Consider the following 6,091-nt stretch of genomic DNA (forward strand, 5'->3'; position numbering starts at 1 on the left):
GCATGGCCGCGACCGCGACCTCAGGCCGGGGCCCGCCTGATCCCGGCCAAAACGCAGGGCCGCGGCGCCGAGCGTCATCGGCACGAGTCGCTTCGATTTCTCGCGCTGAATTTCCAAAGCGAGGAGATTGTTGCTCCGTCCCCTCGCTTCCGAGTCGAACTCGCTGGACGACCCCAAGTGGTTCGGGAGATCTCGTGCGCGAGACTACAACGGCGCGCCGGAAAACGAATCTCAGCCGGATGATATGAAAGGGAAGCGCACGTCGGCCGAAGAATGATGCGGATCGATGTGTTGCGAAATTATCGCGCCGCCTGGCATGGATTTGGCGCGTTTTGAGCCTGGGCTCATCTTCGCGAAATTAAGCGAGAGCGTGGCCAAGTTTGAGGGCCACCTGAGAAAAGAAAAATATACAATAAATTCAGATACTTGACGATCTGACCGATTTCTCTTGGTATCGTCTTGAATGCGCCGGAAACACTCGGCGCAAATTTATTTTGGCCAAAATCAGCTGTTGTTCGGTTCTTCGAGATGGGTAGTTTCTCGACCTCAAGCGACGGCTGAACGGCAGCTCACACAGACTGAGCGCGGTTTTTTCTTCGTGAAATCGGCAATCAGCCAACCTCTCAATCGACAACGCCGGACCCCGGCAGACGGTCGAGAGGTCAGGGTCAACAGGAGACGAAGTTCCACGGTCACCGGCACAGGGTAGACCACCATACATCGCAGGTCGATCCGTTGTGAAGCCTGCACCTCGAGCCACCGGAAACGCCAACGGGGCTCATCAAACAAGACCAGAAATCAGTATCGCAGCCTTCGGGCAGCGTCGGAGCACATTCCGGCGAACGATACTCTCATGCCGAAAGGAAAGAGCATGATGAAGTTGTCAGATGGAGGGGTGACGATGCCCCAGCGACTGCAACTCGCACGGAAAGTCGCGGTCGGGGCCCGTGAGCACGCGACTGCACAGATCACGTTCGGCCCGGATGAGGGCTACACCGTGGGCGTCGATAGCAACACTGAGATGAAGTGCATGCTTGTCGTCATGGCCCGCCCGAACGTGGTTGGGATTGAGAACCAGGTACTCTTTGAGTGGCCCAAGTCGAACGGGAAGACCGGTAAACACTTTTTCGATTTTCGGGTCCTGATGGCCGACGGCAAGCGCCGGGCAATCATGGTGAAATCGGAATCCCGGCGTCGGCAAGCCTCGGTCCAAAAGGAACTGGAGGAAATTGCCGCTCGGGTGCCTGCGAGCTTTGCAGACGAAGTCGTCGTCATGACTGAGCGGGACATCGATCCCATCGAGTACTTCAATGCCGAGATGATGCACGAGATGCGTCGCCCCGACCCTGAAGCCGATGCCATGGCGCGTCGGATCCTCGGGGAGATTGTTGGTTCTGTCCAGATTCAGAAATTGGTCGACGCGATTGACCTTGGGGCGCGGGGCTTTCGTGCCGTGGTCCGTCTGATCCGCTCTCACGAAATCGAACTCACGAACAAGGTGCGCATCGCGCACGAAGCTTTTGTCCGCCGGAGGATGTTCAAATGATCGCCGTCAAACCCAGCCCCGTTCAGCCCAAGTTCTGCTTTTCCGAATACGATGGTATCGTGATCGGAGGACAGCCTTTCCGTTATTTCGAGACGCGGGAAGAGGGGCACATCTTCGTCTCCGCGACGCGCAAGAACGTTCCGCAAGTCATGACCAATGCCGAAATCAGCCGGTACCTTGCGGTCGGAAATTTCGAGTACACCCCGAACGAGTATCAGCCGGAGCATCTCCGGCAGCGTTTCCTGCCGGAAGACCAATTGCTCTCTCTCAAAGGAACGAAAGCCGAGAAGAAGGCAGAGATGCGCAGGGCGGTCGTCTATGCACTTCGTGAACTCCTGCGCGACGAGACCAAGAAAGTCTCGCGGACCGAAGCTTCTGTGCGGCGCCATATCGGTGCCATCAAGCTGCGGGCGGGGGAGATCATTGCTGAGGGCGAGCCTGAGAATGACTGCGAGAACCTCCCTGTTCCCAAGAAGTTGGGCGTCAAAACCGTGCTCAAATGGGAGCGTCTGGAGCGGCGTTTCGGGCTTACTGGGCTGTACGACCGGATCGCTGAGCGCGGCAATCGTGATCGCCGGATGGGGCAGGATGAACTCATGATCATGGGAAAGATCGTGAGCAAGTATCTCGACGATCAGTGTCCTTCGCAGAGCATTATCTTCAACGAGGTCAAAATGGCGTTCGCTGAGGAAAATGAGCGTCGCCGCCATGATGGCAAGCCGGAAATCGTGTGCCCGTCACGTGAGACGGTGCGGTTGGCGATCAGGAAGCTTAACCCGTTCGACATCACCTTGACCCGGAAGGGGCGCGAGGCGGCGAACCGGCAGTTCGCGCCCATCGGAATGGGGCTGGATATCACACGGCCGATGCAGCGCATCGAGTTTGATGAGTGGGAGTCCGACGTCATGTCCCTCATGGCTGAAGGCGGCTTGCTCGAACATCTGACGCTCGACGAAAAGAGGGCCCTTGGGCTCGACAAAAAAGCCGCGCGGTGGTGGGTCACCGTGGCGATCTGCTGTGCGACCCGTTGCATCGTCGGCATGGTCATCTCGCGGCGGCCGAATTCTCAGAGCGCCCTCCGCGTCATCGAGATGATGATGCGCGACAAAGGGGTCTGGGGTGATGCCTGCGGTGGACTGACGCCCTGGAACCAATTCGGGTGGCCGTCGCTCATCGTAACCGACTGTGCAGCTTACAACATTTCCAGCCTCGTCCAGGCACGAGTGTCCGACCTCGGCATCATGCTGCAGTACTGTGCTGCGGCCAACCCTGAGACGAAAGGCAGTGTCGAGCGCATTTTCGGTACCCTTGCCACTCAGTTGATGCCGCGTCTCAGCGGGCGCACCTTCAGTAACATTGCCGACCGGGGAGAGTACGACTCCGTGAAACGCGCTGTGCTGAAACCGGAAGAGTTCTGCTCCGTCTTGGTTCGCTACATCGTGGATATCTACCATCGGACGCCGCACAGCGGGCTGAATGGTGAGACGCCGCTGGACTGCTGGAACCGGCTCGTTGAAAAATTCGGCGTTCAGCCGCCGCCCAATCTCGGGCGCCGGCGCCTGATCTTCGGACATGAACGTACGCGCACCGTGACCCGGCAGGGGATCACCATCCTCGGGGTCCGCTATCATTCCGAGATCCTGGCGCGCTACATGGCCAGGTCCCATGAGCGCAAGGTCTCGATCCGGTGGTATCCCGAGGATATCGGCGCGATTTGGGTCCAGATGAACGATCGGTGGTTCGAGGTTCCTGCGGTTTTCGATCGGTACAAAGGGGTCTCGGCTCAGGAGTGGCAGCACGCGGCAGAGGAGATCAGGGCGCAAAACGCCCGCAACGCCGAGGTCAATTTCTCCGTGGTTCGGCAGGCACTCGACTTTGTCAAAGAAACCAATGCTGCCGCGATGACACGCGTGGGGCTCATCATGCAGGATTGGTCCGAGAAGCGCTTGGACTACGAGGAAGATCGCTTGTTCATCGGATTCAAGACGTCCGAGGCGGAGCCCGATAGCACCTTCGACAAGCACCGTGGCGAATGGGGAACGCGCCTGCCGACCGCAGGCTCCGTAGCCATGGACGTCCTTTCCAGCGGTAATCAGCCTGATGGGGACGATGTCGTCGCTTCCGGCTGCTTTGGCTCGATCCAATTTTCCGACCATCAGCCCGGCGATGGCACTGACTCGACTGATGACGGCGACGATTGGAACCTGGAGGACGCATGACCGCGGGTACGGCACTTCTCACCAGCAACGAAAAACTCGCAGCCGTGGAACGGCTGCGAGACAAATATCTCTCGACGCCGCGCGACGTCCAGTTTCGTCGCTATCTGGACCTGCTGCTGCAGCGAGATGAGCAGGGCCGGATGATTGCGAAGCCTCGGCTCCACAACAAGAGCGGCGACGCGAGGGGCATCGCTGTCGTCGAGCCCGCAGGTGGCGGCAAGACCTCGCTGATCCATCATGGCCTCAAGAGCCACCCGGCGCTTCAGCCGCGCGATGCAGCGCATCAGCCTTGGCTCGGCGTCCGGGTGCCCAGCCCGGCCACTGCCAAGAGTCTGGGAATCGAGATCCTCAATGCCAGCGGGTACCCTTCTGTTTCCCGATCGCAAACCGAAGACGACATCATGCGCAAGGTCCGGCACCATTTCAAACTGCGTGGCACCGCGGTGCTCTGGATCGACGAAGCGCATGACCTGTTCGGGGCAGGCAGCAAGTTCAAGGTCGATGTCTTCCTGAAGACCGTCCGGAATCTCATGCAGGGGGACGGTGCCGTCAGTGTCGTCCTGAGCGGGGTCGAAAGCCTCTGGCAGATCGCGTCGTGTGATGCGCAGGTTACGCGCCGCTATTGGCGGTTGCCGCTTGCGGATGTCTCACCACATTCTGATCGCAAGGCGCTAACGAAGGTCATCGCCACATACTCGGATGCGGTGGGTGTTCGCCCGCCATCGAATGAGGACCTGATCGATCGGCTCGTGCATGCCAGCAGGAAACGCTTCGGTCGCTGCATCGAAAATATTCTTGCGGCACTTGAGGCGGCGGCGTTGGACAATGCCGAGGAACTTACGGTCAACCATTTCGCCGAAAGTTGGGGTATGCAAGAAGGTTGTGCCGTTGGCCAGAACGTCTTTCTCGCGCGCCATTGGGCAAAGATCGACCTGGGCGAGACACAGTTGTTCGGGAATGGAGGGCGTTGATGCTTGCGCCGCACTTTCCCTTTCACCCGGAGGAAAGCCCGCTGTCATTTGCGGCGCGCCTTGCCAAGCTGCACACTGGCAGCCATCTGGTCCCCTTCCTTCGCGATGTCGGAATTCGTCCCGAGCAATTGGCGACCAACGATGAGGAGGCTCTCCGCCGTCTGGCCGAAATCGCTGGCGTCAATGTCGATGAACTGCGGGCCAACGCGGCTGTCCGGGTAGGGAAACGCATCTACGAACTCCGAGGTGAACTGGTCACCGCGGAGTTCCTGGCGAACCCGTATACGATTTTCTGTCCGGCCTGCCTGGCTGAGGATGACTTGGAGGGCACACGGCTCGGTCGGTGGGAATGGGCGCTGTCAATCGTCAGAACTTGCCACCGCCACGACATTCCACTCGTCCGTCAGGCCCAGGTCACGTGGGACGACAACCTGCACTGTCTCGATCGCCGGGTCCCGGAGCGTGGCGAGAAACTCAGAGCGACGATTGCCGCTGCGCACCTTCGCACTGTCTCGCCGCTGCAAGACTATGTCCTGCTTCGGCTTGAGGGCAATGCTGGTCCCAAGTGGCTGGATGCGCAGACCTTGGATCAAGCAACCCGTGCAACGGAGCTGCTGGGTGTGCTGGTCGCCTTTGGGCCGAAACAGAAGCTCCCAGAACTGACGTCTGATGATTTGGACCATGCAGGTCGCACCGGCTTCGAATTTACGTCGCGCGGCGAGGAAGGTATCCGGGAGGCACTCGAGGCACAGTTTCGGAAGTTCGACGACGCGTCAGGCACACCCGGGGCTCGCAAGATTTTCGGGTGCTTCTACAATGCGCTGGCGCACTCCAAGTCGCTGAAGGAACCGGGCGACATTGCGCGGATCCTGCGGGAGGTCATCGTCGAGAACATCGCCATGGCCACTGGAACAAAGGTGCTGGGTATCAACCTCCCCGAGCGTCGCCTGCACACAGTGGCGTCCTTGGCAAAGGAACAGGGCGTTGATCCTCGCACCCTAAGCAACGTGCTGGTTGCGGCGGGTGTGATACCGGATCGGGCACCTGCCCATTTTGCAGTTCCGGTCGATCATGGGCGCGAGATTGCGGGCCGCATGAAACGCACCGTGAACGTGATCTCGCTCTGGAAGGAGCTGAATTGCACCCGACCGATCGTCGATCAGCTCTTTGATGAGCGGCTGCTCAATCCCATCTACTATGGGAAGCCGGGGATGAAGGGACGGACTCAGAAGTCGGTGGATCGCGAGGAGGTTGCCAAGCTGGTTGGCAAGCTGCATGCGGCGGCGGCAGAACTGGGTTCCGAAATCGTAGGGCTGGTGCCGGTTTCGAAAGCTGCGGAAAAGGCCAAGCTGCCG

The 6,091-nt window shown here is 59.5% G+C and carries 4 protein-coding genes; all 4 read left to right on the forward strand.

The window, feature by feature from the left end:
• Positions 1-871 precede the first annotated feature (871 nt).
• The gene (locus tag IQ782_RS27310; protein ID WP_194137844.1) at positions 872-1,546 is read left to right on the forward strand and encodes a hypothetical protein; all 675 of its coding nucleotides are present in this window, start codon (positions 872-874) and stop codon (positions 1,544-1,546) included.
• A complete protein-coding gene (locus tag IQ782_RS27315) occupies positions 1,543-3,765 on the forward strand; it encodes a Mu transposase C-terminal domain-containing protein (RefSeq protein ID WP_194137845.1) in 2,223 nt (740 codons plus the stop codon). Before IQ782_RS27310 ends, IQ782_RS27315 begins: the two co-directional genes overlap by 4 nt.
• Positions 3,762-4,736 carry a TniB family NTP-binding protein gene (locus IQ782_RS27320; protein ID WP_194137846.1) on the forward strand — a complete coding sequence of 325 codons (975 nt, stop codon included), beginning with the start codon at positions 3,762-3,764 and terminating at the stop codon, positions 4,734-4,736. Before IQ782_RS27315 ends, IQ782_RS27320 begins: the two co-directional genes overlap by 4 nt.
• The coding region (locus IQ782_RS27325) for a TniQ family protein (protein ID WP_194137847.1) at positions 4,736-6,091 on the forward strand (1,356 nt) is incomplete at its 3' end. The genes IQ782_RS27320 and IQ782_RS27325, both read left to right, overlap by 1 nt.

The sequence above is a fragment of the Salipiger mangrovisoli genome (genome assembly GCF_015223355.1).
Taxonomy (GTDB): domain Bacteria; phylum Pseudomonadota; class Alphaproteobacteria; order Rhodobacterales; family Rhodobacteraceae; genus Salipiger; species Salipiger mangrovisoli.